Source organism: Pedobacter sp. Leaf194 (assembly GCF_001423945.1).
Classification (GTDB): Bacteria; Bacteroidota; Bacteroidia; order Sphingobacteriales; family Sphingobacteriaceae; genus Pedobacter.
The window spans coordinates 1-24,141 of sequence record NZ_LMPU01000005.1; the positions used below are offsets into that span (position 1 = coordinate 1).

22 protein-coding genes are annotated in these 24,141 nt (G+C 35.7%); 21 read left to right on the forward strand and 1 reads right to left on the reverse strand.

What is annotated here, in order from left to right; genetic code table 11:
- Positions 1 to 1,011 precede the first annotated feature (1,011 nt).
- Positions 1,012 to 1,716 (reverse strand): SOS response-associated peptidase, encoded by a 705-nt coding sequence (locus ASG14_RS07480; protein WP_056870457.1) that lies wholly within the window; start codon positions 1,714 to 1,716, stop codon positions 1,012 to 1,014.
- Between the two features lie 339 nt (positions 1,717 to 2,055).
- Here ASG14_RS07480 and gmd point away from each other — a divergent pair, with 339 nt between their 5' ends.
- From gmd to ASG14_RS07585, 21 genes are all read left to right on the forward strand, one after another.
- A complete protein-coding gene (gene gmd, locus ASG14_RS07485; protein WP_056870458.1) occupies positions 2,056 to 3,192 on the forward strand; it encodes a GDP-mannose 4,6-dehydratase in 1,137 nt (378 codons plus the stop codon).
- A gap of 32 nt (positions 3,193 to 3,224) precedes the next feature.
- Positions 3,225 to 5,819 (forward strand): SLBB domain-containing protein, encoded by a 2,595-nt coding sequence (locus tag ASG14_RS07490; protein WP_056870459.1) that lies wholly within the window; start codon positions 3,225 to 3,227, stop codon positions 5,817 to 5,819.
- A 76-nt stretch (positions 5,820 to 5,895) separates the two neighbouring features.
- The gene (locus ASG14_RS07495) at positions 5,896 to 6,999 is read left to right on the forward strand and encodes a Wzz/FepE/Etk N-terminal domain-containing protein (RefSeq protein WP_056870460.1); all 1,104 of its coding nucleotides are present in this window, start codon (positions 5,896 to 5,898) and stop codon (positions 6,997 to 6,999) included.
- Positions 7,000 to 7,035: 36 nt separating this feature from the next.
- Positions 7,036 to 8,469 (forward strand): lipopolysaccharide biosynthesis protein, encoded by a 1,434-nt coding sequence (locus ASG14_RS07500; protein WP_056870461.1) that lies wholly within the window; start codon positions 7,036 to 7,038, stop codon positions 8,467 to 8,469.
- Positions 8,466 to 9,548 carry a DegT/DnrJ/EryC1/StrS aminotransferase family protein gene (locus tag ASG14_RS07505; RefSeq protein WP_056870462.1) on the forward strand — a complete coding sequence of 361 codons (1,083 nt, stop codon included), beginning with the start codon at positions 8,466 to 8,468 and terminating at the stop codon, positions 9,546 to 9,548. The genes ASG14_RS07500 and ASG14_RS07505 overlap by 4 nt, the downstream gene beginning before the upstream one ends.
- 1 nt (position 9,549) lies before the next feature.
- On the forward strand, positions 9,550 to 10,284 hold the full coding sequence (locus tag ASG14_RS07510) for a dTDP-4-amino-4,6-dideoxyglucose formyltransferase (protein WP_162238717.1): 735 nt from the start codon (positions 9,550 to 9,552) through the stop codon (positions 10,282 to 10,284).
- Positions 10,285 to 10,342: 58 nt separating this feature from the next.
- Positions 10,343 to 11,239 (forward strand): glycosyltransferase, encoded by an 897-nt coding sequence (locus ASG14_RS07515; RefSeq protein WP_056870464.1) that lies wholly within the window; start codon positions 10,343 to 10,345, stop codon positions 11,237 to 11,239.
- A gap of 108 nt (positions 11,240 to 11,347) precedes the next feature.
- Entirely contained in the window at positions 11,348 to 12,493 is a 1,146-nt protein-coding gene (locus ASG14_RS07520) for a hypothetical protein (protein ID WP_157274865.1), read from the forward strand.
- Positions 12,486 to 13,784 carry a hypothetical protein gene (locus tag ASG14_RS07525; protein ID WP_056870466.1) on the forward strand — a complete coding sequence of 433 codons (1,299 nt, stop codon included), beginning with the start codon at positions 12,486 to 12,488 and terminating at the stop codon, positions 13,782 to 13,784. Before ASG14_RS07520 ends, ASG14_RS07525 begins: the two co-directional genes overlap by 8 nt.
- A 93-nt stretch (positions 13,785 to 13,877) precedes the next feature.
- Positions 13,878 to 14,735 carry a glycosyltransferase gene (locus ASG14_RS07530; protein WP_056870467.1) on the forward strand — a complete coding sequence of 286 codons (858 nt, stop codon included), beginning with the start codon at positions 13,878 to 13,880 and terminating at the stop codon, positions 14,733 to 14,735.
- A gap of 33 nt (positions 14,736 to 14,768) precedes the next feature.
- Positions 14,769 to 15,806, forward strand: coding sequence for a polysaccharide biosynthesis protein (locus tag ASG14_RS07535; protein WP_056870468.1), 1,038 nt, complete (start codon positions 14,769 to 14,771; stop codon positions 15,804 to 15,806).
- Positions 15,806 to 16,231 (forward strand): WxcM-like domain-containing protein, encoded by a 426-nt coding sequence (locus ASG14_RS07540; protein WP_056870469.1) that lies wholly within the window; start codon positions 15,806 to 15,808, stop codon positions 16,229 to 16,231. Before ASG14_RS07535 ends, ASG14_RS07540 begins: the two co-directional genes overlap by 1 nt.
- 7 nt (positions 16,232 to 16,238) lie before the next feature.
- Positions 16,239 to 17,360 carry an NAD-dependent epimerase/dehydratase family protein gene (locus ASG14_RS07545; protein WP_056870470.1) on the forward strand — a complete coding sequence of 374 codons (1,122 nt, stop codon included), beginning with the start codon at positions 16,239 to 16,241 and terminating at the stop codon, positions 17,358 to 17,360.
- 22 nt (positions 17,361 to 17,382) lie between these two features.
- Positions 17,383 to 18,519 carry a non-hydrolyzing UDP-N-acetylglucosamine 2-epimerase gene (wecB, locus tag ASG14_RS07550; protein WP_056870471.1) on the forward strand — a complete coding sequence of 379 codons (1,137 nt, stop codon included), beginning with the start codon at positions 17,383 to 17,385 and terminating at the stop codon, positions 18,517 to 18,519.
- 5 nt (positions 18,520 to 18,524) lie between these two features.
- Positions 18,525 to 19,721, forward strand: coding sequence for a glycosyltransferase family 4 protein (locus tag ASG14_RS07555; protein ID WP_056870472.1), 1,197 nt, complete (start codon positions 18,525 to 18,527; stop codon positions 19,719 to 19,721).
- A gap of 2 nt (positions 19,722 to 19,723) precedes the next feature.
- On the forward strand, positions 19,724 to 20,323 hold the full coding sequence (locus ASG14_RS07560) for a sugar transferase (RefSeq protein ID WP_056870473.1): 600 nt from the start codon (positions 19,724 to 19,726) through the stop codon (positions 20,321 to 20,323).
- A gap of 5 nt (positions 20,324 to 20,328) precedes the next feature.
- The gene (locus ASG14_RS07565; protein ID WP_056870474.1) at positions 20,329 to 20,976 is read left to right on the forward strand and encodes an acetyltransferase; all 648 of its coding nucleotides are present in this window, start codon (positions 20,329 to 20,331) and stop codon (positions 20,974 to 20,976) included.
- Positions 20,977 to 20,990: 14 nt separating this feature from the next.
- Positions 20,991 to 21,221 carry an acyl carrier protein gene (locus ASG14_RS07570; protein WP_056870475.1) on the forward strand — a complete coding sequence of 77 codons (231 nt, stop codon included), beginning with the start codon at positions 20,991 to 20,993 and terminating at the stop codon, positions 21,219 to 21,221.
- The gene (locus ASG14_RS07575) at positions 21,222 to 21,956 is read left to right on the forward strand and encodes an SDR family NAD(P)-dependent oxidoreductase (protein WP_056870476.1); all 735 of its coding nucleotides are present in this window, start codon (positions 21,222 to 21,224) and stop codon (positions 21,954 to 21,956) included.
- A gap of 1 nt (position 21,957) precedes the next feature.
- Positions 21,958 to 22,971 carry a 3-oxoacyl-ACP synthase III family protein gene (locus ASG14_RS07580; protein ID WP_235528538.1) on the forward strand — a complete coding sequence of 338 codons (1,014 nt, stop codon included), beginning with the start codon at positions 21,958 to 21,960 and terminating at the stop codon, positions 22,969 to 22,971.
- 17 nt (positions 22,972 to 22,988) lie between these two features.
- Positions 22,989 to 24,119 carry a DegT/DnrJ/EryC1/StrS family aminotransferase gene (locus ASG14_RS07585; protein ID WP_056870477.1) on the forward strand — a complete coding sequence of 377 codons (1,131 nt, stop codon included), beginning with the start codon at positions 22,989 to 22,991 and terminating at the stop codon, positions 24,117 to 24,119.
- Positions 24,120 to 24,141: the final 22 nt, after the last annotated feature.

The window sequence follows — 24,141 nt, forward strand, 5'->3', positions numbered from 1 at the left end:
TATTGGAGCCAGCCTTATTGGAGCCAGCCTTCAATGTAACCTCACGGTACAATCACTTTCTTCGTTTCACTATGCTAGACAGAAAAATTATTTGGGCAAACTTTGACATAAATATTAACAAAATCGTATCTAAGATGAGCGGTATTCATTGAGTTGGTTTATGATGGAAGACATAAGTTTTCGGCTGTAACCACACAATAGTATCGAAAGCTAATAGTTCATTTTGCTGTTATGAAATATTTAATATTAACAATAGTTACTGTTATAGTTTGTCTGGTATTTTTCTTTGGAGAGAAAAGAAAGTATTACTATAATGACGATAAATCAGTATGTGTAACGGTATGGAAAAAAATAGGCGGAGAGTGTTTGATAATTCCCTATAAATATACCTCATTGTTTTCTCCAAAAAGCAACTACATTTCGACCACCACTCGTAATGGGATAAGTTTAATGTGGCATAAACGAAAAACAGATTCGATCATAATTTTAAATAATTACGGTTCCAGGCTAGATTTTGCTTTTGATTCGACAGCTATTAAATATTATAATTCTAATCAAAGAAGTCAGTTTTATAAAAAATACTACAATAATGAGATGCTCAGAAGTGGCTTCATATGTTTTACAGTGGATATCAAAGAGAACCTAGCTTACTTCAGATAAAAAAATGATGTAGTAAAATGTTACCCCCTCAAGCTTATTAAGAAATTAGTGACTAATATTATCGATTTGTGTGATGGCATGAATCTGCTTGTCGATTACAGATTTAAAAATTTTTGCACCGTTAGAATTAAGATGCACCCCATCGATCGTTAAACGCAAATTACGCTTCGAACTTAATTCGTTTGAGCCATTAGTTGTTTTGCAAGCCTTGTGATCAAAATAAACTGAGTTCCAAAAGCCGTTTAAGAGATAGTTAACTTGATTACTTTCATTTAAAACCAATTCAAATTCACTTGCTACGTCTGCTGCCTTATTACCTTTACTGACATTAATTTAAGCTATAAATAGTTTTTACGCTTCTATTGGCTGCATGGCTTCGGGCTTATTTCCGATTTTGATTAAATCCCGGTCAACCCGATAGGCGGCCATATTCGAGTCATCGCAGGGCTGCATTAGATGAATAACTTCCTCTTTTGATGCTGACAGATCCAACCAGGTGTTTATCTGTTCATTCGAAGTAATTACGGGTTGTCTGAATTTTGTATTGTGAATGTCTGCCATTAGTTCGTTTGCCGGCGCAGTTATAATTGCAAATGATTTGTGCCATTCCATATTTTCAGGATTTTGATAAAAAGCGTAAATGCAGGCCAGGTTAAAATACGGGTGTTCTTTTGGATGAATGAAGTAGGGCAATTTATCTTTTTCAACTTCTTTATATTCATAAAAACCTTCAACCGGCAGTATACAGCGTTTACTCATGATGCTTCCTTTAAACGAAGCGAGGTCGAACACTGTTTCAGATTTGGCATTCAGTGTATTATTTGATAGCTTAACCATATCTGTCAGTGGTTTTTTCCAGTTGGCCATCAAACCCCAGGTCATCCGTTCCGTTTGCCGCACACCGTCTTTTGCCGTTATTGTAACCAGGTTTGGATGGGCGAAACCGTTGGCATGGTAATAAATGTGATCTTCTAAATCGGCTTCATTAATGATTGGTGCTGCATAAAAGTCTGCATACTCGTAAGCCTTAGATGTTTGGGTTGCTCTGTAACACATAAACTAATTTATTAATTAATTTCGATATCGGATTGTGAAATTTTTGGAGTTCAATTAATTTTGATGAATTTGAAAAGCTCGCATCATATTACACTTTGCACAATGATACAGATGAAATCCATTAGGTTTGTTGATTGTTCAGATCCTTTTCTGCCATAGGATTGGAAGCTATGTCGCCTAACTCTTCGTATTTTTAGTTAATTGATAGGTTTGCTTATGCAATACCAACTCATTAAGGATTAGCAGTCACCAGTCGATAAAAGCTGTTAATGTTTTTACTTTTTTCTAACCTGTTATATTTTGTTTACATTTGCAACCTCAAAATCTATGAATTAATTTATGAAGGTTGCTCTTATAACGGGTGTTACTGGACAAGATGGTGCCTATTTAGCAGAGTTCCTGCTAAAAAAGGGATATTTTGTTCACGGAATAAAAAGAAGGAGCTCGCTTTTCAATACAGATAGAATTGATCACCTTTATCAGGATCAGCATGAGAAAGATGTCAATTTTAAACTGCACTACGGCGATTTAACCGATTCAACCAACCTAATCCGGATTATCCAGGAAATTCAGCCAGATGAAATTTATAACCTGGCAGCAATGAGTCATGTTCATGTGAGTTTTGAAATGCCAGAATATACTGCAAATGCAGACGGCTTAGGCACTTTAAGGTTGCTCGAGGCCATCCGCATCTTAGGTTTAACTCAAAAAACTAAAATTTATCAGGCTTCTACTTCAGAATTATATGGTTTGGTACAAGCAGTTCCCCAAAGCGAAACTACTCCGTTTTACCCACGCTCGCCGTACGCTGTAGCAAAAATTTATGGCTACTGGATTACGGTAAACTATCGCGAAGCTTATAATATGTTTGCCTGCAATGGTATTTTATTTAACCATGAAAGCCCGTTAAGAGGCGAAACATTTGTGACGAGGAAAATCACAAGGGCGGCAACGAAGATTTCTTTAGGTTTACAGAACTGTCTGTATCTTGGTAACCTTTCTGCCCAGCGGGATTGGGGCCATGCAAAAGATTATATCGAAGCCATGTGGCTGATTCTTCAACAAGAAAAGGCAGAGGATTACGTAATAGCAACCGGCATTACCACCACTGTACGTGATTTTGTACGCATGAGTTTTGCCGAACTGGGTATTGATATCGAATTCTCGGGCAAAGATGAAAATGAAAAAGGCGTGGTTATTAACGTCGACGAAGAACGGGCTCTAGCTTTGGGTTTAAATGCCGAAACGTTAAAACTTGGACAAACTGTTGTTAGGGTTGATCCAACATATTTCCGCCCAACGGAAGTTGATTTGTTATTGGGTGATCCTACCAAGTCAAAGACACAATTGGGCTGGCAGCCTAAGTATGATTTACGTGCCCTGGTTGAAGACATGGTACTTTCAGATCTGCATTTAATGAAAAAAGATGACTACCTTAAACAAGGGGGTTTTAAAACACTAAATTATTTTGAGTAAACGTGAGCTTGAATGACTCAAAAACAATACCTATGAAACAAAAAATTTTTCTTTTACTATCCCTCATTCTTTTAATGTTCATCACTGCAACGGATGTATTTGGGCAGAGCAATTATGGATCTGTTAAAGTTGATGAATTATCTGATATACAAATTAGACAACTAATTCAACGTGCAGAGGCTTCAGGATATAATGATGCACAGTTGGAACAAATGGCTGCTGCTCAAGGTATGAAAGCGGAAGAGGTTTCAAAACTTAAGATGAGAGTCGAAAAGATAAGGAAACAAGGCAACTCGTTAACAAGCACTAAGCAAAGTGCGGCTGTAAGTGGAAACAATTCGAATAGAACCGACAGGCAATATATTGGCGATTCAAGCGATAGTACCGCTTCTAGTCAGCCAACAAAGCAAGAACTAATTGATAAAGCGTTTGAAGAATTAAAGCCTAAAATATTTGGTTCGGAACTTTTTAAAAATTCCAACATTACTTTCGAGCCCAACCTGCGAATGGCAACACCTGCAGGTTATGTGATCGGGCCTGATGATCAGTTACTAATTGACATTACTGGCGACAATGAAGCGAATTATGATTTGAAAGTTAGTCCGGACGGTTCCATTCGTATTGAATATGTTGGTTTGGTTAAAGTCGGAGGACTAAGTATCGAAGAGGCAAGGTCTAAAATCAAATCATTAATGTCGTCAACCTATCCGGGTTTACGCTCGGGCAGAACGAACTTAGCCATTAATCTCGGAAACATAAGAGGAATTAAGGTTATATTAAATGGACAGGTAACCAAACCTGGTACTTATACGCTAAGTTCATTATCAAGCGTATTCAATGCCCTCTATGCGGCTGGCGGACCGAACGATAATGGTTCTTATCGTAAAATTCAGGTGGTTAGAAACAACAAAGTTGTTGCTACAGTCGATTTTTATGACCTAATCATCAATGGAATGCAAAAGGGCAACATCCGTTTACAGGACCAGGATGTAATTAACGTTCCGGTTTATGAAAACCGTGTTGAAGTGGTTGGTGAAGTTAAAAACCCTGCAATTTTTGAGACGGTAGCAGGAGAACACTTTCAGAACGTTCTTAACTTTGCGGGTGGATTCTCAAATATCGCGTACCAATCAGCCGTTAAAGTTTTTCAGAATACAGCGAGAGAAAGAAAAATCAGCGATATCTTTGCAGCAGATTTTAATACCTACGTGCCAAGAAATGGTGATAAATTCTTTGTTGAACCGATTTTAGATCGTTTTGAGAACCGCGTTGAGATTAGTGGTGCTGTTTTCAGGCCAGGCTATTTTGAACTGGAAAAAGGCATGACGCTTAAGCAATTGATCCAAAAAGCAGATGGATTGAAAGAAGATGCTTTTATGAGCAGGGGTTACATTTCAAGATTAAATCCGGACAATACCGCTGGCTTGGAAGCTTTCGATGTAGCTGCCATTATGAATGGTAGCCAGCCGGATATCCCGCTTAAAAGAGAAGACCGGATAACCATCTCGTCAATTTTTGATTTAAGAGAAGAATATAAAATTACTGTACAGGGCGAAGTAAGAGAACCAAATCAATTCCCTTATGCGGAGAACATGAGTCTTGAAGATGCGATACAAATGGCCGGCGGTTTTAAAGAAGGCGCTTCACCGAGTAGAATTGAAATTTCCCGACGTGTTCGTAACAGCGATGTTTTATCTAAGTCTGCAAGTACCGCCGATGTTTATACGGTCAACATTGATAAAAATTTAAAATTGCTTTCGGATACAACGTTCAGATTACAGCCCTTTGACATCATTTCTGTAAGGAATGCTGAAGGTTATGTAGTTCAAAAGCAGGTCAAAATCGAAGGCGAAGTATTGTACCCAGGTACTTATACCATTAAAAGCAAGGATGAGCGGATTTCAGATTTAGTGAAAAGGGCTGGTGGCTTGACCGTTTTAGCTTACAGCGATGGTGCTTCATTGAAAAGGCCAGGAAAAGATACAACCTTATTCCAAAGCCAAAAAGATTCTTTACAAAGGGAGTTAGTAATTAAAAGAGCAAAATATGGTAGCACTTATTCCATGCAGGATTTGATTCGTGACAGTAAATCCGATGAAAGAAGAGAGGAAAATCAGGCTAGGATTATGAACTTGCAACGTTCAACGCAGTCGGGTGTAGATACCACTTCTTTCAGTAAACAAGCCCAAATTATCGCATCCGATATGGTGGGTATTGATTTAACAAAGATTTTAAAAGAGCCGGGCAAGCGAAATGATTTATTATTAGAAGATGGTGATATAATTAGAGTACCTAAACAACTACAGACTGTGCGTGTTAGCGGCGAGGTTTTAAATCCTAACAATATCGTTTTTAAGTCTGGTAAAAGCTTCAAAAACTATGTGAACGGTGCTGGTGGCTTTACAGCAAGTGCACTAAAGGGTAGAGCTTATGTTAAATATGCTAATGGATCAGTTGAAGGCGCAAGAAGCTTTTTATTCTTTAACAACTATCCAAGGATTAAACCTGGCGCAGAAATTTTAGTCCCAAAACGTGCTGAAAGAGAGAAGATTACTGCTGCGGCGTGGATCGGTATTGGAACAGGATTGGCATCTTTGGGTGCAATAATAGTGAGTTTGCTAAGGTAAGTGTCAATTGTTGAGATAGTTTATTTTTTGGTTACTACTTAAATAATCATGGCTCAATAGTCAAAACGTAAAGAAAATGGCAAGAGAAAGTCAGGGAAATATAGTTAATGATAATGATGAGGTTTCGGTAAGAGAAATCATAGTTAAAATAATCGATTGGTGGCGTTATCTTTTGTCTAAGTGGCTGATTATACTTGCCTGTGGGGCCCTTGGTGGTGCTTTGGGTTTCACATATGCTTATTTTAAAAAGCCGGTTTATACGGCAACTACAACTTTCGTTCTAGAAGACCAAAAGAGCACCGGCTTAGGGAGTTTAGCAGGTTTAGCATCAATTGCAGGGGTAGATATCGGGGGCGCCGGGGGGGGGCTTTTTCAGGGTGAAAATATATTAAGTTTATACAAGTCCAGAGCAATGTTACAAAAGACATTACTGACGCCTATTGAAATAAATGGTAAAAAATTACTTTTGATCGATTTGTATATTGATATCAATAAATTGAGAGAAAAATGGAAGGCTAAGCCTGAATTGGTCAATTTGGAATTTTCTTCCAATGAAGGAATTCAATCTAAAAGATTAGTAAATTCTCTCCGAATTCAAGATAGCATTTTAGGTGTCGTCGTTACAGACATAAATAGAAGTTACCTACAGGTAACTAAGCCTGACAAAAAACTAAGTACAATTGAGGTTGATGTTAAGGCTACTGATGAGGCTTTTGCTAAAAAGTTAAATGATGAATTGGTAAAAAATGTAAATCAATTTTATTTGAATACCAAGACAAAAAAAACCCTCCAAAATGTGAATATCTTGCAGCATAAAACGGATTCTGTCCGTGCTGTGATGAACGGTGCAATATATTCAGCTGCTGCAGTCGCAGATGCTACCCCAAATTTGAATCCGACTCGCCAAGTGCAACGGATAGCTCCAGTACAGCGTTCCCAGTTTTCTGCGGAAACAAATAAAGCTATATTGAGTTCGTTAGTACAAAATTTAGAGATGTCTAAGTTGAGTTTAATGAAAGAGATGCCTTTACTAGAGATTATTGACCGACCAATATATCCCCTGAGTGTCGAGAAAACTAGCAAGTTTTATGGAGTGATTATGGGAGGATTTATTTTAGGATTTTTAGCTATTCTTTTCTTTTCTATCAAGCGATATCTTGAAATCGTAATTAAGGATTAAATATCGTTATTTATCAATCTCAACTTAATTCAAGATATGAGTTTACGGAAGCAGGCGTTATCGGGTATAGTATGGACTTACAGTCAGCAATTTGGTGGACAGCTCGTAACTTTTCTTGTTTCGCTCATTTTATCGAGGGTTTTAATCCCTGAAGAATTTGGGCTAGTGGGAATGCTAACTGTGTTCGTTGGGATCGGAACCGTATTGTTTGATGGAGGGCTTACAAGTTCTCTAATTAGAACCAAGGAGCTAGATGCCGCCGATTATTCGACAGTGTTTTATTTCAATTTCGCTTGTAGCGTCTTGATATATTTGATTCTATATATTTCAGCGCCATTTATAGCTGACTTTTATCATCAGCCTCAGCTCGAGCTTATCGCCCGTATTTATGGCTTAACGTTTATAATCACTGCATTCGGTGCCGTACAAAATACAATACTGACCAAGGAATTAAAATTTAGAAAACAAGCATTAATTACTATTTCTTCTCTGATTATAAGCAGTACATGTGGAATAACTTTAGCTTTTTTAAAGTATGGTGTCTGGAGTCTTGTTATCATGGCAGTAGTAAATGCATTTATAAATAGCTTGTTGCTCTGGTTAACAACAGGTTGGTATCCGATTAGAGTTTTCGATAGAGAAAAGTTTAATAACCACTTTCATTATGGATACAAATTAACGCTTTCTGGTATATTGGATATTATTTTTACCAATATATATCAAATAATCATTGGGAGAGTATACTCGCCTACTCAAGTTGGATACTATGCCAGAGCCAACTCATTAATGATGCTTCCAGTTGGCAATATCTCTGGGGCATTAAATAGAGTAGTTTTTCCAATCTTTTCAAAAATCCAAGACGATATTCCAAAACTCAAAGCAGCTTATAAAAAAATTATGCTTATGGTGTTATTTATTATTACACCTGCAATAGTTTTTATGGCGGTATTAGCTCAACCTTTAATTATTTTTTTATTTTCAGAGAAATGGTTAAAGATGGTTCCAATATTTCAGATTATCTGCCTAACTGGCGTCTTATACCCAATACATATGTATAATTTAATAATATTACAAGTAGTTGGTAAAAGTGATCTTTTTTTGAAGCTGGAAGTCTTCAAAAAGATAATTGTCGTCATCATATTGCCTATATCTTTATATTTTGGTTTTTATGGATTACTCTGGGGGCAACTCATATCATCCGTTCTAGCATTGTTTATAAATACACACTACGCTGGAAAAATATTAACTTACAGCATGTTCGCCCAACTTAAAGATCTACTTCCTGTTTTTCTTTTTGCATTAATTTCAGGTTTAATTATATACCTTATAGATCGCCAATTGATTGAACAAAGTAATATCATCAGATTAGCGACTGGGAGCATATTAGGCCTTAGTACTTACATCCTCATCTCATGGGCATTCAAATTTGAAAGCCTCGCTGACATTAGAAATTTTATCTTAAAAAAATGATACCAGTAACGAAACCTTTTCTCCCACCAATCGCAGACTACCAAGAATATTTAGAAGGAATCTGGGCTCGGCAATGGTTAACCAATATGGGTCCACTTGCAAGTAGCCTTGAACTCAAGTTAAAGGAATTTTTAGGAGTGAACCACTTGCTTTTTGTTACAAATGGGACAGTTGCACTTCAGATGGCCATAAAGGCTTTGGAGTTGAAAGGTGATATAATTACTACACCTTTTTCCTTTATCGCTACAACAAGCTGCATCGTTTGGGAAAATTGCAATCCAGTATTTGTAGATATTGATGAGCACTCTTTAAATATCGACGTTAGTAAAATTGAGGCCGCTATAACAAAAGATACCTCAGCTATTTTAGCTACCCATGTATATGGAAATCCTTGCGATGTTATAGAGATCGAAAAAATAGCAAAAAAACACAACTTAAAGGTGATATACGATGCAGCTCATGCTTTTGGCGTAAAAGTTAACGGGCGCTCGATTTTTGAATTTGGAGACGTTTCGACCTGTAGCTTACACGCAACTAAACTTTTTCATTCGGGCGAAGGTGGATTAATAGTCACTAACAGTAGTATTCTACTAAAGAAACTCGCTTATATCAGAAACTTTGGGATCTCAGGATTTGACACGTTTGCAGAATTAGGTATTAATGGGAAAAATTCAGAATTTCATGCGGCGATGGGTCTTGCTAATTTGAAATATATACACGCCATCGATACAAAAAGAAGATTACTTTTTGAACGGTACTCTGAAAAGCTAAGAAACATGAAAGTGAAAGTTCCGGTTTGGCATCAAAAATCACATAATAACTATGCCTATTTCCCGGTAATCTTCGACTCTGAGGAGTTGATGTTAAAATGTATTGATATATTAAAGTTAAATGAAATAGGCAGTAGAAGATATTTTTTTCCATCTTTGGCTTCCGCTCTGCCATATCTTGAACCAAAAGAAATGTCTGTAACTGACGATATTGCAAAAAGAGTTTTGTGCCTACCTTTTTATTATGATTTGACAATAGAAGAAGTTGATCATGTCTGCAGACTTTTATTACGCACACAAAATAATTAAAATGAAAAAGGTCTTAATAATATCAGACAATTTACAATTGTGTTTACGCACTCTACCAATATTCGAGGAATATTCACACGAATTTGAGTTCGATTATTCAATCAGCCCATTTTCAGACAAAAAACAATTTAACGAAAAGCTTCTGGGGGCTGTTAAAGTCTTTGATTTAAGATTGGAAGCCGACGTTAATTTGATAATAAAGCATTACTCGTTAGTTATTTCCATTCATTGTAAACAACTTTTTCCCGAAAGTCTGATAACAAACATTAGATGTATTAATATTCATCCTGGTTACAATCCAATAAATCGGGGCTGGTATCCCCAGATATTCTCTATCATAAATGATAGCGAAATTGGCGCTACGATTCATGAAATCGATGAAGATATTGATCATGGAAATATCATAGCTAGATCTTTTGTGAAGAAAGAGATGGTTGATACTTCCAAAAGCTTATATGACAAAATTCTAGAAAAGGAGATTGAATTATTACGCGACAATATAGAAGCTATTCTATTCAATACTTACATTACAATTGTCCCTGAAGATGAAGGGAATTTATATTTAAAAAGGGATTTTAAAGAATTGTGCAAACTAAATTTGGAAGAAAAACTAACAATGTTAGAAGCTATTAATAGACTGAGGGCACTGTCTCATGGAGAATTAAATAACGCATATTTTATAGACCCAGATACCGGTCAAAAAATATTTGTAACTCTTAATTTGAAATACAGCTGATTGTTTCAAATGAGTTCTTAGAATGCGTTTTTATTAAATAAAAAATATTAAACTACTCATGACAAAACCACTTCTAAGTGTAGTAATGATTACATATGGACATCAAGATTGTATTGAGCAAGCTGTAGATAGCGTCTTGATGCAAGTAGGTGAATATGACCTTGAACTGATCATTGCCAATGACAGGTCACTCGATAGAACAGATGACGTTGTAAAAAGGATTCTGGATACAAATGAAAGAAGCCATTGTATAAAATATTTTGTAAATGAAACTAATTTAGGGATTATGCCAAATTTAGTGAAGGCAATGCAATCCTCAAGTGGTAAATATATCGCAATTTGTGAAGGAGATGATTACTGGACTGACAAGCACAAGTTGCAAAAACAACTCAACTTTCTGGAAAATAATGCTGAGTATTCTATGGTTTGCCACAATGCGATGAAGGTTTATGAAGGCATTGATAAAATGCCCAGCCTTTTTACGTCAAATAAAACCTCATTTGATATACCAATGTCGACCATTATAAATAAATGGATAATTCCAACAGCTAGCATGTTCTTTAGGCGGAAGTTTATAGACACGCTTCCAAATTGGGTAAACGATATATACAGTGGTGATTATACACTCGCGCTTCTATTACGCCATAAAGGTAAAGTTCATTTTATGAATGAGACAATGTCTGTATATCGCATAAATTACTCTGGGTCAAGTGCAAGCGCTTTATATGGAAAGAAATTAGCATTTGTCACCGAACAACAAATTAGATTACTGAATCATTTTGATGAACTGACTAGCAGCTTGTATGCTAAAGATATACGTTCAAAGATTACAAACTTAAAGAAAGAGCTTAGATTTTACAACCTTAAGTCACGAAGTCTGCTTCGGGCTTTTGTTAATATGCCATTTACTTTTTCTAAAAGAATGATAACCAGATTTTTAAGAAGTTTTCAATAGATGTATGATCTGAAAATATCAATCAGCAGTGTTAAATACTTTGTGTTTTTGCTATTGATTTATTTGTTTATATATAATCCTCCATTCGCATCTTTGCCGATTTCCATCATGGAGATACTTTTAATCATAGGATGTGTATATCTAAGTATTCAAAAAAAGTGGTTAATTCTAGCATCAGATTTTAAGGGCGAGTTGTTAATTTTTTTCATTATAATCACTTATTGCCTAGCAAGGGAATTTTTCGGTAGCTCTATTTTTTTCAGAGTCAATATTTTCTTTCTTACTCAAACCATATTCCTTCCTTACTTTTTGGTAAGTGCTTACTTTAACATAAAAAATCACAACAATCTCATTAAGGATTTAATTCTCGTGGGAAGTGTCGCTGCATTCTTCACTCTCATTATGATTTTGCTTCCCTCCGTTGCTGATTTTATAAGATATCAAGTGTTGAAAACAGATGATTTTACCGAATTGGTATCTTTTCGGTCATTTGGTTTATCAGAAGGTTTAACATTTGCCTTTGGCACTGCTCAAGGAATCATTTTTGCTCTCGCTCTTTTTAATGCAAAAAAAAATCCTTCATATTATTTTCTGCTCCCACTACTGTTGCTGTCTATAATTTTCAATGCCAGAGTTGGATTAGTGCCGGTTCTTTTTAGTCTTGTTTATTTTACTGTTCTAAAACTCAATATAAAGTTATTACTTGTAATCGCATTAATTACCATATTATTTTATTTAGTGATTTTCCAAACTAGCTTATTTAAGGATTATGCTCAAACCATTGAGTGGGCATTCGACTTTTTTTTGCAATCATCGGATTTTATTAGCGGTCAATCGACTGCAGATACCAATACATTTGATACGCTTTTCGGGCGAATGGCTGTATTGCCAACTGACATTAATGGTTGGATTTTCGGCAGTGGTGAAAACATTTTTACTTCAGAGCAGAATAATTCAGACATAGGTTATCTAATACAGTTGAATTATGGTGGAATTACATACCTGATTTTATTATTTTCGTTAGTATTTTATATGCTTTTCAGAATGAGAATAATTAACAAACAATATAGGTGGCTGATTTTGTTGTTTGCAATAACTATTTTACTCAGCAATGTTAAAGGGTTATTCATCGCCATTATTCCAAGCTTTCGACTTATAGCTTTAATCTATGTTTATCTAATTTTGGAGCGTAAAAATAAACAACTTGATGCACAAATTTCAAACGATGACTTATTAAACCATATTCATGGATAAAAAAAAACACTTAAATCCCTTCAAGATCATTGTGGTGACTTTCGACTACTTTCCTGACAACTCACCTAACACTTATCGGTGGCATAATATATTGAAAGAATGGGCGATTGATGGGCACGAGGTTTTTGTAGTTTCTGCTCAAAAAGCTGGATTCTCTGCTTTTGAAATTGTCGAAGGAGTAAGAGTTTATCGAACAGGAAAGTCTTGGTTTGAGACGCTAAAGTCGAAGTTACCTAAAACTAAAGTACTGGCCGGTCAGAACAATCAGACTGAATCTTACCTTATCAAAGAATCTACAGCCAAGCGTATTTACAATGCTACGTTTAAGAAAATTTATTTTCCTGATTTTGCTTTTCTTTGGCTTAGCCCAGCTAAAAAATTGGCTTCAAAGTTGATTCAAGAACATAATATAAATAATTTAATTACCGTATCGTGGCCATTCACAGATCATTTAATTGGTTATCAACTGAAAAAAAGGCATAATATAAACTGGATAGCCGATACGATTGATCCGTTTTATCTTAGTGATGCTGTTAACAATAGTTTTTTATATAAGAAGGCAAATTATCGATTGGAAAATAAAATCCTTTTGGAGGCATCGTATATTACAGTTTTAACAGAAAAACTAAAACAAAAATACCTCGAATTGTATCCTGGCCTGAAGGATAAAGTTATTGTAAATCATAATATATTTTTACCTTATGATTTGACTAGAAATATTAGGGGAAAAAGTAACAAAATCAAGCTTGTTTTCTTTGGCACGTTAACGCCGAAGTCACGGTCGCCTATCACATTACTTAAATTGATGGCTCAAATTGATAGATTAAGTTTGGGGTCCAACATAGAATTGCACATTTATGGAGACACAAATCAATGCAATCGTGAATTTGGGGATTTCGAGTTTCTAATAAATAGAAACGTTTTTGTTCATGGGATAATCACGAAAGAGCAGGTAAAGAAATATGGTGAGTCTGCCGATATTTTAGTCAACATTGGAAATACAAATGAATATCAAGAGCCCTCAAAATTAATTGAGTACATATATTTACAGAAGCCGATTTTGAATGTATGTTCTATAGTAGATGACTCTTCGAAAGAAATTCTCGAACGTTATCCGATGAATTTCAACTTTTATAAGGGAGATTTGGACAATCATGATAAATTATCGCGGGTGATTAAATTTATCGAAAATGGTAATTCGAAGGCCTTTGACAGCAGCGAAGTTCTGCAGTTTTTAAAAAAATATTTAGTTGAATATGTGCAGGGTATTTATTTCAAACTGCTTACGTGATCCCTTGCCATTTATTAATATTGCCATTTAAACTACTAATGTGAAAGGTTATATATATTTGCCAGAAAAGTTAAATATCTTTGCACATCTATTATGAATTTAAAACCAACTTTTTCAATTTTAACGCCAACATACAATTGTGCAAAGTACATTTTAAGTAGTTGGCAAACCTTATGCTTACAGACTGAAACTAATTGGGAATGGGTAATCGTAAATGATGGCTCAACTGATGATTCTTTAGAAATATTAAATTCCTTGAAGGATGAAAGAATAAGGATCCATACTTACGATGACAATCGCGGAAGAGGTTTCGCTAGAAATTTGGCTTTATCAAAGGCTTCTGGGGATATCATAGTAATTTGGGACATTGATGATCTGTATTTTCCGGATAGGCTTGAAAAAATAAAAAATGCTTTTCTAAATAAGGACATTGAATATTTTTGCTCCTATGCTTTGATAGTCGACAACCAGCTTAAGATAAAAGGTGTAAGAAGATTTCCTTCGGATATTGTATTTAATAAAAGTTTTGTTCACCCAACGTTAGCATTCAGGAGTTCTTTATTAGGTTCTTTAAAATACGGGGAAGGTGTTGCGGGTGAGGACTTCGAACTAATGGTTTTTCTTGAAAAGAAATGTAAAGGCTTTTTCTGCGAAGAATTCTTGATGCTGTATTTAGAGGATAGGGAGATAAATCTCTACAAAACCCTTCATTTTCACAAAAGTTTTGTTCAATCTAGTAAAAGGCTGATTCAAGAAAATGTTTTAAGGTTAACACCTTTAAGCAAGCTTAAATTTTATGCTACGGCATATCTTAAAACTATTATCCTTCACCTAATGAAAATCAAGCCAAGTTTATATCTTAAAACCGTGAAGTTCAGGCATCTCGAACTTCTGAACTTTGATGAGCTACCTCAATATAGAAAAAACTTTATAAATTCTTTGAAAAAATAGAAAAGCAGGCTCTTTGCAAATACAAACAAAATAATGGAAATACATAAAAAAACACTACTAATTACTGGCGGTACTGGGTCATTTGGTTCTGCCGTATTAAATCGATTCTTGCAGACGGATCATTTCAGTGAAATTCGAATTTTTTCACGTGATGAGAAAAAACAAGACGATATGCGGAATACCCTTAAGAGTGATAAACTGAAATTTTATATAGGGGATGTGCGAGATCTACATAGTGTAGAAAGAGCAATGCATGGTGTAGACTATGTATTTCATGCTGCCGCATTGAAGCAGGTGCCATCTTGTGAATTTTTTCCAATAGAAGCTACAAAAACAAATGTTTTCGGAACACAGAATGTAATTTCAGCTGCTATTGCGAACAAAGTAAAAAAAGTGATTTGTTTAAGTACTGATAAAGCAGCATATCCAATTAATGCTATGGGAATCTCGAAAGCATTGATGGAAAAAGTTGCCATCGCAGCCTCCAGGGATTCGACCGAAACAACTGTATGTTTAACCCGATACGGTAACGTAATGGCGTCAAGAGGGTCGGTTATTCCTCTCTTTCTAAAGCAAATTCAAAGTGGACAAGCCTTAACTATTACTGATCCAAATATGACAAGGTTCTTAATGTCATTAGAGGACGCCGTTGATTTGGTATTGTTTGCATTTGAGCATGCCAATCCTGGTGATTTATTTGTTAACAAAGCACCAGCAGGAACTATTAGAGATTTAGCTCAGGCGCTTAAAGAATTGTGTAATGCCGACAATGAAATCAAAATTATAGGTACCAGACACGGTGAGAAGCTGTACGAAACCCTCTGTACGCGTGAAGAAATGATAAAAGCGCAAGATATGGGCGATTTTTACCGTATCCCGGCGGACAATAGAGATTTAAATTATGCACAATATTTCTCAGAGGGAGAAGAGGAGATTTCTGCTATAGAAGATTATCATTCACATAACACTGAGCAACAGGGTGTAGCAGGCATGAAAAAACTTCTTTTAGGGTTGCCATTAATAAAGAGGGAAGTTTTAGGAGACTTATCGGCTGTGCAATACGCTGGATAATGGGCAACCAGGTAGATTGCATAAAGGGGGGTACTCATTCCGATCATCGTGGGACTTTATCATTCGTTAATGATTTTGATATGAGTCAAGTGAAGCGGTTTTATCGAATTAGGCACAATGACACTGCTTTTATTAGGGGTTGGAGGGCGCACAGAATTGAACAACGGTGGTTTCATGTTATTGAAGGTGGTTTCAAAATTAATTTAGTCCAAATAGACGACTGGACGAAACCTTCTCCTGCACTTAGTCAGCAAGAGTTTGTTCTACAAGCTGCTGATAATGTCGTGTTACATGTTCCCAAAGGATATGCAAGCGCAATTTGTGCAATTAAAGCAGACTCTGAAGTTATGGTATTTGCAGATTACTCGATTGAACACGCTAAGAATGATGATATTTTATTTCCAATAGATTATTTTAAAGCATAATTAATAAATGAAACTGAGAATAGGTATTACAGGCCAAGAAGGTTTTGTAGGACAGCATTTATACAATTCATTAGGATTGTACCCTGAAGAATTCGAGCAAATTCCATATCACCAAAGCTTTTTTAAAAATCCGCTAGAGTTAGAAAATTTCGTGAGCCAATGCGATGTGATTGTGCACTTGGCGGCAATGAACAGGCATAACGATCCACAGATTTTGTATGATACCAATATCGACTTGGTAAAACAACTTATTGCTGCGTTGGAAAAAGCAAATAGCAAGGCTCACATCTTGTTCTCTTCGTCTTCACAAGAAGAAAGAGACAACTTGTATGGCAAAAGTAAAAAAGAAGGGCGTGAACTATTTATAAACTGGGCAAAAAGAGCAGCAGGGACTTTCACAGGCTTGGTCATCCCAAATGTTTTTGGTCCTTTTGGCCACCCTTACTACAATTCATTCATTGCAACCTTTTCACATCAGCTTACTCATAACGAACAACCAAAAATCGACGTAGATGGGGATGTAAAATTGATTTATGTGGCTGAACTTGTTGATATTATTATTAATGAAATCCGAAGTAAAAAAGGTAATCCAGTCTTACTAATCCCCGAGACTTCAACCCATAAAGTTTCTCAAATTCTAAGCTTATTAGAAACCTATAAGGAGCAATATTTCCTGTCTGGAATAATCCCGCAAATTAATTCCCGATTTGAATTAAACCTCTTTAACACCTTTAGGTGTTATATCGATATCAAAGAGCATAACCCAGTTAAACTTGTAAAAAATACTGATGCGAGAGGAGCTTTTGTTGAGATTATTCGATTAAATATTGGCGGGCAGGTCTCATTTTCTACAACAGTGCCGGGTATCACAAGGGGAAATCATTACCATACACGCAAAATTGAAAGATTTGCAGTGATTAAAGGGAAAGCATTAATCCAGTTGCGGAGAATCGGTACTGATGAAGTTTTAAACTTTTATCTTGATGGAAACGAGCCATCTTTTGTCGATATGCCAATCTGGTACACTCATAACATCAAAAACATTGGTGAAGAGGAGCTATATACCAATTTTTGGATAAACGAATTTTACGACCCTGCAGATGCAGATACTTATTTTGAGACAGTTTAAATTATAAGAAAACATAAGATTGATGAAAGAGAAATTAAAGGTAATGACGGTTGTTGGTACCAGGCCAGAAATCATAAGATTGGCCAGAGTGATGGCTGCTTTGGATGCATCAGATGCAATTGAGCACGTAATTGTACATACAGGTCAGAATTATGATTATGAATTGAACCAGATCTTTTTTGATGATCTGGCTATTCGTAAACCAGATTTCTTTTTAAATGCCGCAGGTAAAACGGCTACAGAAACTGTTGGGCAGATTTTAATTAAAATTGATCCACTATTAGAAACCGAACAGCCAGATGCTTTTTTAGTTTTGGGCGATACTAATAGCTGTTTATGTGCTATTCCTGCAAAAAAACGCCACATACCTATTTTTCATATGGAAGCCGGAAACCGATGTTTCGACCAGCGTGTTCCTGAGGAAACTAACAGAAAAATTGTCGATCATGTATCTGATGTAAATTTAACTTATAGCGATATTGCAAGGGAATACTTGTTAAGAGAAGGCTTACCAGCTGATAGAATCATCAAAACTGGTTCGCCTATGTTTGAAGTGTTAACGCACTACATGCCATCAATTGAAAACTCAGATGTGTTAGCTAAATTGAAATTAGAAAAACACAAATATTTTGTAGTCTCCTCACACCGTGAAGAAAATATCAGCAGTGAAAAAAACTTTACCGGTTTAATGGAAAGCCTAAACCTCATTGCTGAGAAGTATGGTTATCCAATTATTGTAAGTACACATCCACGTACTCAGAACATGATTAATGCAAAAAAAATCGAGATGCGACCTGAAGTGCAATTTTTAAAGCCGATGGGCTTCAATGATTACAACGCTTTACAAATGCATTCTTTTGCCGTATTATCTGATAGTGGTACGATATCTGAAGAGTCCTCAACTTTAAATTTCCCGGCATTAAATTTAAGAGATGCTCATGAACGCCCTGAAGCAATGGAGGAAGCCTCTGTAATGATGGTGGGTATGAATAAGGAGCGCATTATGCAGGCACTTATACAACTTAAATATCAAAAAAGAGGTGCTGAAAGGAATTTTAGGAAAGTAGCTGATTATTCTATGCCAAATGTTTCTGAAAAGGTTGTTCGTATCATTATTAGCTACGTTGATTATATTAAAAGAGTTGTTTGGAGCGAATGATATAAATGAATATACTATTTTTAACATTAGTAGAGATTAATGATATAAAAGAGCGTGGAATATATCATGATTTATTACGCAAATTTAGTAGTAAAGGTCATGATGTAACCATCGTGACACCAGTCGAAAGAAGAAAGGGAATTGCAACTAACTTAGCAGAAAAAAATGGTGTTTCAATTTTGCATGTAAGAACTTTTAACATTCAAAAAACTAATATCATAGAAAAAGGTATCGGTACTCTTGCAATAGAATTCCAATACCTGTCTGCAATTAAAAAATATGCTTCGAATAAAAAATATGATTTGATTATTTATTCAACACCTCCTATTACTTTCTATAAGGTTATAAAATATATTAAGGAAAAAGATAACGCTTATGCTTACTTGCTTTTAAAAGATATATTTCCTCAGAATGCAGTGGATATGAAACTGATTAAAGAAGGTAGTATAATTCATAAGATCTTCGAAAAAAAGGAAAAAGCCTTGTACCAAATCTCAGATACAATTGGCTGCATGTCGCAAGCGAATGTAGATTTTCTATTGAATCACAACCCCGAAATCAGTAAAGCCAAAGTGGAGGTGAATCCTAACACGATAGAGCCAGTTGCTTTTAACTATTCTCACCAACAGAAAATGGCAATCCGCGAAAAATATCTTATTCCAACCAATAAAAAGGTTTTGGTATATGGCGGAAATTTAGGGAAGCCACAAGGTTTAGATTTTTTGTTGGAAACTATTTTAATGACTGAACTCAATGAGGCATTTTTTTTAATCGTTGGTAGCGGAACAGAATTTCCAAGGATAGAAAATTGGTTTAAGGAGCATAAACCAACTAATTCAAAACTTTTACAATACTTACCAAAAGAAGATTATGACCAGTTGTTATCAGCATGTGATGTGGGACTAATATTTTTAGATAAAAATTTTTTAATACCTAATTTTCCTTCAAGATTATTATCGTATTTAGAAATGAAAAAGCCAGTACTTGCTGCAACAGACCCGAATACCGACATTGGGGATATCATTGAATTTGCCAATTGTGGTTACAAAGTGTCTGCAGGTAACCAAACAGAAATGCAGAGCAAATTAAAAAAATTAGTTTTAGAGGATGATCTACATGAACTTGGTAAAAATGCAGGAATTTTATTGTTAAAGGAATATCTGGTAGACAGGACTTTTAATCTAATTGCTGAAAAGAGATAAGCATGTATAAGACTTTTATAAAAAGATTGATTGATATAGTAGCTGCTTTGTTAGGCTTGTTGGTTTTAAGTCCTATTTTTGTTGTGGTATTTGTTGGATTGTATATAGCAAATGATAAAAAACCTTTTTTTTTCCAGTTACGACCGGGAAAGGGTGGCAAGTTATTTAAAATCATCAAGTTTAAGACGATGAATGATAAGAAGGATTTAAATGGCGCTTTATTGCCAGATGCAATGCGTTTGACTAAGGTGGGTGTATTTGTTAGGAAAACTTCCTTGGATGAAATACCGCAGCTATTAAATGTTTTGTTAGGAGAAATGAGTTTAGTTGGCCCGCGACCGTTATTGCCAGAGTATTTACCGCTGTACAGCACTGAACAAAACAAAAGGCATAATGTAAAACCAGGTGTTACAGGTTGGGCTCAAGTAAATGGTAGAAATGCAATTGGTTGGAGCGAGAAATTTGAGTTAGATGTTTGGTATGTTAACAATCTCTCATTTGCATTAGATGTTAAAATATTGTTATTAACTATAAAAAAGGTAATTAAGAAAGATGGTATTTCAAAAAGCGGTGAAGCTACCATGTCTAGATTTGAAGGGTAAAAATTATGATTAAAGATATTGCGATTATTGGGGCTGGAGGCTTTGGGAGAGAAGTAAAAATGCTAATTGATCAGATAAACTTAGTTAGGCCACAGTTTAACTTTTTAGGTTATTATGATGATGGGATCGCTCTAGGTACTCTGATTAATGGCTATAGCGTTTTAGGAGGCATTGAGGATATTAACCTTATAACCGAAGAAGTATATATAGTGGCTGCAATTGGCTTGCCTTCCTTGAAAAAGAAATTGATTGAAAAAATTACTAATTCAAACGTTAGTTATCCTATATTAATACATCCAAATGTTGTTTTAGGTGAAGATGATGTATCTATTGGCGAAGGGACTATTGTTTGTGCAGGAAGTATGATTACTGTGAATATTAAAATAGGAAAGCACGTAATATTTAACTTAGGTTGTACAGTTGGACATGATACGGAAATTCACGACTATTGCTCATTTATGCCCTCTGTTAATGTTTCTGGGGAAGTTGTGATTGAGAATGAAGTTTATGTTGGTACTGGGGCTAAAATTATAAATCAATTATCTATCGGAACCAAGACAATAGTTGGAGCAGGAGCGGTTGTTTACAAATCACTTCCTGCTAATTGCACAGCTGTTGGCATCCCGGCCAAGCCAGTAAAGTTTAACGATTAATATATATATACGCTATGAAAGAAAACGATTTTGTTAAAAATTTTGCGCTGCAGTTTGATGAAACTGATCCTGAATCTATTTCCTTAAGCACCAATTTTAAAGACCTTGAGGAATGGAGTTCATTAGTTGCACTATCCGTGATGGCAATGGTTGACGAAGAATATGGCGTTAGAATTACAGCCGATGATTTTAAAAACTCTTCAACCTTGGCTGATGTTTTTGAAACTATAAAAAAGAGATTGTAAATGTTTTCTCTTCAGGATAAAAGATTTTTAGTAACCGGAGGTTCTTCCGGCATTGGAAGACAAATTTCGATTCACTTAGGACAACAAGGTGCCCAAGTTACATTGGTAGGCAGAAACCTAGAGCGCCTGCAAAACGTAACAGCAGAAATGAAAGACGGCAATCATAAATGTTTTTCTTTTGATTTGACTAAGCAGAACGAAGTGGCTGCTTTTATTAAACAACAGATTCCTTTTGATGGTATCGTTTTTAACGCTGGAATCGTAGATTATTTGCCAATTAAATTCATGTCGGATGAAAAAATAAACAAAGTATTTGATGTTAATTTTAAAGGTGCTGTGTTATTGTGTCAACAGCTGATCAAAAATAAATTGATAACAAAAGGAGGTTCTTTGGTATTTATCTCATCAATTTCCTCAAAATTAGGCATACCCGGAACGGCATTGTATGCTGCATCTAAAGCCGCTATCTGTGCATATTCAAAAGTTGTCGCCTCAGAATTGGCAGCTCAGAAGATTAGGGCTAACTGTATTTGTCCGGGAATTGTTATCACACCGATGACAGCCAATGCAGAAGATGTTAGTACAACTTCGTTAGAAGACGCAGAAAAAGAATATCCACTAGGTTATGGCAGACCTGAAGACGTATCAGCACTAGTTACTTATCTTCTGAGTGATGAAAGTAGGTGGATGACCGGCACCGATCTCATTTTAGATGGAGGTTTAACATTAAAATAATATGATTAAAGCATACATAAAGGCAATTTCTTACTATTTACCTGAAAAGGTTCTAACAAATGAAAGTATAAATAGCGATTTTCCAGAATGGTCCGTAGATAAAATTTCTAGTAAAACAGGGATTTTTAATAGACACATTGCTGCAGAGAATGAATTCTCTTCAGATATGGCTTTGAAAGCAGCAAATATACTTTTCACTGACCATCAAATTAAGCCTTCTTCTATAGATTTTATTCTTTTATGTACGCAAAGTCCAGATTATTTATTGCCTACAACAGCGTGTATTTTACAAGATAAATTAGGTATTCCAACTAATGCGGGGGCCTTGGACTTTAATTTAGGATGTTCAGGATATATTTATGGATTAGCACTAGCAAAAGGACTAATTTATGGCGGAATTGCAAAAAATGTGCTGTTAATTACTTCAGAGACATACAGCAAGTTTATTCATCCGCAAGATAAAAGTAATAAAACAATTTTTGGTGATGCAGCTTCTGCATCATTGATTAGCGCTGATGAGGGAATTGCAGAGATATTAGATTTTGAACTTGGCACAGACGGTCAAGGTGCAGAAAATTTAATTGTTAAACGAGGAGGAGTGCGATATGATAAATCTATTTTAGGGGTAAGCGATAAGAAAGATGATTTTGGAAATATTACAAATGAAAATAATTTGTATATGAATGGGACAGAAATTTTCAATTTTACATCGAGCGCAGTTCCCAGTCTTATAGAGGAAGTTCTTAAAAAGAATAAATTACTTAAAGAGGATGTTGAACTTTTTATTTTCCATCAGGCAAATAAATACATGTTAAACCATTTAAGAAAAAAAATCAAAATAAATGAGGATGATTTTTATTATTTCTTAGAAGATTGTGGAAATACTGTTTCATCAACTATCCCAATTGCATTAGCGAATGCAATTAAGGATAAGAGAATTAAAAATAATGTACTTCTTGCCGGCTTTGGTGTTGGATACTCTTGGGGCGGATGTATAATTAAAGCAATTGAGTAAAGCTAGTGTTAAAAGATATGAAAGATAAAATTTGGCTTTCTTCGCCACACATGGGAGGAACAGAATTGAAATATATTCATGAAGCATTTGACGAAAATTGGGTTGCACCTTTAGGCCCAAATGTCAATGGTTTTGAATCTGATTTAGAATCCTTTTTAAAGGAAGATGTTAAGGTTGCAGCGCTTTCTGCCGGAACCGCAGCGCTGCATTTAGCATTATTACAATGCGGTGTTAGCTATGCAGATGAAGTTATTTGTCAGTCTATGACATTCTCCGCATCTGCTAACCCAATTGCCTATTGCGGTGCAAGACCAGTCTTTGTCGATTCGGAAACAGATACCTGGAATATGTGTCCGATTGCTTTACGTCAGGCAATTGAAGATAGGGTAGCAAAGGGCAAAAAGCCAAAGGCGATTATTGTTGTTCATTTATATGGCATGCCTGCAAAAATGGACGAAATAGTGACGGTTGCGAATGAATTTAGCATTCCGATTATTGAAGATGCCGCAGAAGCATTAGGCTCGACGTACAAAGGGCAAAACTGCGGAACCTTTGGTAAGTTTGGTATTCTTTCATTCAACGGCAATAAGATAATTACAACCTCTGGTGGCGGGGCCCTGGTATGCAATTCTAAAGAAGACAAAGACAGAACTGTTTTCTTATCTACACAGGCCAGAGACGACGCTCCACACTATCAGCATTCTCACATTGGCTACAACTATCGAATGAGTAATATTGTTGCTGGGGTAGGTAGGGGTCAAATGGAGGTGTTGCCACAACGGGTTGATGCAAGAAGAAAGATGCATGATTTCTATCTACAGATATTAAAAGACGTTGAGGGTGTTGCGGTGTTTTCTGAACCGAGTCAGGATTATTATTCCAATCACTGGCTTTCCGCAATAGTAATTGATGAAACAATTACAGGGAAAAATAGAGAAGCGCTTAGATTGGCTTTTTCTAACGAAAACATTGAATCGCGGCCATTATGGAAGCCGATGCACCTACAGCCGGTTTTTGAAAATGCGCCTTTTTATGGCGATACTGTCGCTGAAAATTTGTTCACTTTTGGGCTATGTTTACCTTCAGGCTCGAACCTTTCAGATATTGATCGCGAAAGAATATCCGTGGTACTAAATTCTTTTTTTTAAAATGTTTTAATCAACATTACAT